This is a genomic window from Cupriavidus sp. 8B (assembly GCF_054589115.1).
The window spans coordinates 1-2950 of the sequence record NZ_BAAILO010000588.1 but is presented as its reverse complement, the minus strand read 5'-3'; the positions used below and the strand labels follow the sequence as shown (position 1 = coordinate 2950).

The 2950-nt window shown below is 61.8% G+C and carries 5 protein-coding genes; all 5 read right to left on the bottom strand.

Annotated features, from left to right (window positions below; translation table 11 throughout):
• The coding region (locus tag ACYP5B_RS49565) for a primase-helicase zinc-binding domain-containing protein (RefSeq protein WP_459574792.1) at positions 1–348 on the bottom strand (348 nt) is incomplete at its 3' end.
• 236 nt (positions 349–584) lie between these two features.
• Complete coding sequence (gene ssb, locus ACYP5B_RS49560; protein ID WP_459574790.1) at positions 585–1160, bottom strand: single-stranded DNA-binding protein; 576 nt, start codon at positions 1158–1160, stop codon at positions 585–587.
• Between the two features lie 18 nt (positions 1161–1178).
• The gene (locus ACYP5B_RS49555) at positions 1179–1943 is read right to left on the bottom strand and encodes a hypothetical protein (RefSeq protein WP_459574789.1); all 765 of its coding nucleotides are present in this window, start codon (positions 1941–1943) and stop codon (positions 1179–1181) included.
• A gap of 8 nt (positions 1944–1951) precedes the next feature.
• Positions 1952–2380, bottom strand: coding sequence for a hypothetical protein (locus ACYP5B_RS49550; protein WP_459574788.1), 429 nt, complete (start codon positions 2378–2380; stop codon positions 1952–1954).
• Between the two features lie 98 nt (positions 2381–2478).
• Positions 2479–2784 (bottom strand): hypothetical protein, encoded by a 306-nt coding sequence (locus ACYP5B_RS49545; protein ID WP_459574787.1) that lies wholly within the window; start codon positions 2782–2784, stop codon positions 2479–2481.
• Between the last annotated feature and the right edge of the window lie 166 nt (positions 2785–2950).

The following is a 2950-nucleotide window of genomic DNA, read 5'->3' as shown; positions in this document are numbered from 1 at the left end:
GGCCTTGGCCGTATCCGTCATGCCACGATTCCGAATGGCGGGATGCGCCGGTCGGACAATCGCCGGTGCCGGCCCGCCCTCCACCACATGGGCCAGTTCGAGGAAGGACATGCCGGTGTACCGGCAAATGAGCAGGATGGCGTCGCCTGCCATCGGGTTGCCATTGGCACACTGCCGGCATACCCAATCGCCACGGCCGCATTTGTTGTCGTAAGTAAAGCGGTCATTGCCTCCGCACATCGGGCATGGACCAGGCTTTCCGGTCAAGAACTGCTCCGGCAGGTACTGCAAGACCAGCGCGTCCCATTGGTCTGGCGTCCAGTTCTTCGTGAAGCTACTCATTTTCATTGGATGCACTCCGGTCGGAATGGTTGGTCGATGCCTGAGACAGGCGGGGGAAGTCGCTTGCTCAAAGGACACTCCGGCCGAGCCAGAGGGTCTTTTCAGCATGGCGAATCGCGAGGGGGGTCGGGATGGGCTGCCCGGAGCCGGGCTGGGAGAGGAAGGGGCTACTGCCGCCGGCGAAGGCCGGCAGCAGTAGCTATAAAGCGTGAGGGTGAGGCGAGACGGGCGAATACTGCCGATTAGTGCATCGGCGCGCCGTCGTAGCGGAACGGAATCCCATCCAGCGCAGCGGGACGCATGAACGGAATATCGTCTGAGTCGTCAAAACCCCCGCCAGAAGCGGCAGGCTGCTGACGCGGCGGGGCACTCTCGCGCTGCTGTGCGCCCCGCTGTCCTTGCACCTGGCGGCCGGGCTGCTGGCCTTGCGACTGACGCGACGGCTGCTGGCCGTAGCCATCGTTGTCACCGGCGCTGCCACCCTGGCGGTTGCCGAGCATCTGCATCTGATCGGCAACGATCTCGGTACTGTACTTTTCCACACCGGACTGGTCGGTCCATTTGCGGGTGCGGATGCGACCCTCGACGTAGACCGAAGACCCCTTCTTCAGGTATTCGCCCGCAATCTCCGCGAGTTTGCCAAAGAACGAGATGCGGTGCCACTCGGTGGCTTCCTTCATCTCGCCACTAGTCTTGTCCTTGTAGCGATCGGTGGTAGCCAGACGAATGTTCGTCACGGCGTCGCCGCTCGGTAGATAGCGCGCTTCAGGATCGGCCCCAAGGTTGCCAACCAGGATGACCTTGTTAATGGATGCCATAGAACATTTCCTTTCGAATCAATGTGAACGGGTAATCGACCACAGCCATTTGTCCCACAAGACTTGTTGACCGTTGTCGTCGAGCTTTGGCTTCCCCGATTTGCGGTGGAAAGCCGGAACCTTGACCTTTTGCACGCGCCGCACTTCAACGGAGTCGCCAACCTGGCAACCGGCTTCGGCGATGGCTTCCTTCAGCCCCTCGCCTTGCAGCGTCTCAATGCCGGTCGCCGTTTCCAGCTTCAGCGCAAACGACGTGTAGGTGCGTCCGACTCGCTTGCGGTCGGCGAACTCGGCCTCGCCCCAGAAGGTGATCGTGCCACGATGCACTGCAGTGCCGCCAGACTCGCGCCGCGCTGTCGTCCCGGCAGCCGCTGGTGCGGCACGCTGGAAGTCGCGGGAAGGTTCACGGCGGGATTGGCTTGCGCCGTCGTCGCTCGGCACTGCGGCGCGCGCCGCCGGCGGGGCGTGTGCGCGAATCGCTGCGGAGATGATGGAGGACAGGGTCTCGCCGGGATGCTCGCCCAGCACGCTCCAATATGGCACCGGATCGGGCAGCAACTTTTGACCGAAGGGCGTCGCAGTCGGTCGCGCCTCAAAGGCAGCAACGAAGTGAACGATGCGCTCGCCTTCGTCACGGAAGAGATTCGGCACGCCGCCGATCTCGATGTGGACCTCGTTGCCCGAGCCAGTACCAACTGCTTGCTGGTTGGATGAATCGGGTTCAGCTGCTCGAGGCAGCAGGGCGTCCTGCAACGCGCCAAGGAATCGCTGGATGAACGCCACGGCAACTCCTAGAGAAGCGTGCCGCAGTGCATCCGGCGAACTTCGTCCAGATCGCGCTTGAGGCGGTAGTGATTGAGGATGATGTCCTGCAGGACTTCGGGATTTACGCCGGTGACGGCGCAGACATAGGTATAGGGCAGCGCCCCGTCCCAGTAGCCGAAGATCCAGCCAAGCGTCATGTCGAAGTCGTCCTTCTCAACGGCTTTGCCCTGCATGCGCGCGCGCAGCAGGTCGGCGCAGTCGGCAAGCGACTCGGGAAGGTTGTCACCGCGACGGCTGTCGCAGGCGAGACTAATGAGGGCGTCGATCATCTGTTCGCGCACGGCCTCACTCCAATACATCGGATCGGGCAGCGGGTCGCGCTTCGGGGGATCGATCGTGACAGGTGCCGCGTCCCCGAAGAAATCGAGTTGCCAGGCGGCGGGTTTCATTTCCATAGGGTTCTCCGAGCGGGAACCCTATTTCCCACCTGCCAGTGGGAACGAGGTTCCCACGACAGGTGGATAGGGCCGCCCTCATGCGAGGGCGGAAGGGGTCAAGCGCGGCGACGTGCAGCTTCCTGACGGTTGAATGGAACAACGACAGGGGACTTCGCGTACGCGGGCGCCTGGGGCACCGGCGATGGCTCAGCTTCTGCGGAAGCAGTTTGCGACTTGGGCATTACAGCGTCACGGGGTGTCGGCACAACGTGCGAACGACCGATGAACTTGTGAAATACCCACGACCCCGCAACGAGCACGAGGAAGAACGCGCAAACAGCGGACTGTGATGCCACATAAACCGCCATCAGCGTGAAGAACAGGCGGATAGGCGAGCGCATCAGGTTAGCCAAGGATTCCATGGTTTTCTCTCTCTTGAAAACATTAAATGGGATTTCCCGACAGAAAGGTCGGGCGATTATTCGATGCTCAGATGAGCAAGGAATCCTTGGAGCGGCAACGCGCTTGCCGGATGCTCTGGCATCAAGCAAAGGCGCTGCGCAAGGAATCGGGAAGGAGAACTACGGG

Bases quoted from the DNA above. Each gene is read 5' to 3' on its own strand.
- ssb (WP_459574790.1), bottom strand. From the start codon at position 1,160: ATGGCATCCATTAACAAGGTCATCCTGGTTGGCAACCTTGGGGCCGAT.
- ACYP5B_RS49545 (WP_459574787.1), bottom strand. From the start codon at position 2,784: ATGGAATCCTTGGCTAACCTGATGCGCTCGCCTATCCGCCTGTTCTTC.
- ACYP5B_RS49550 (WP_459574788.1), bottom strand. From the start codon at position 2,380: ATGGAAATGAAACCCGCCGCCTGGCAACTCGATTTCTTCGGGGACGCG.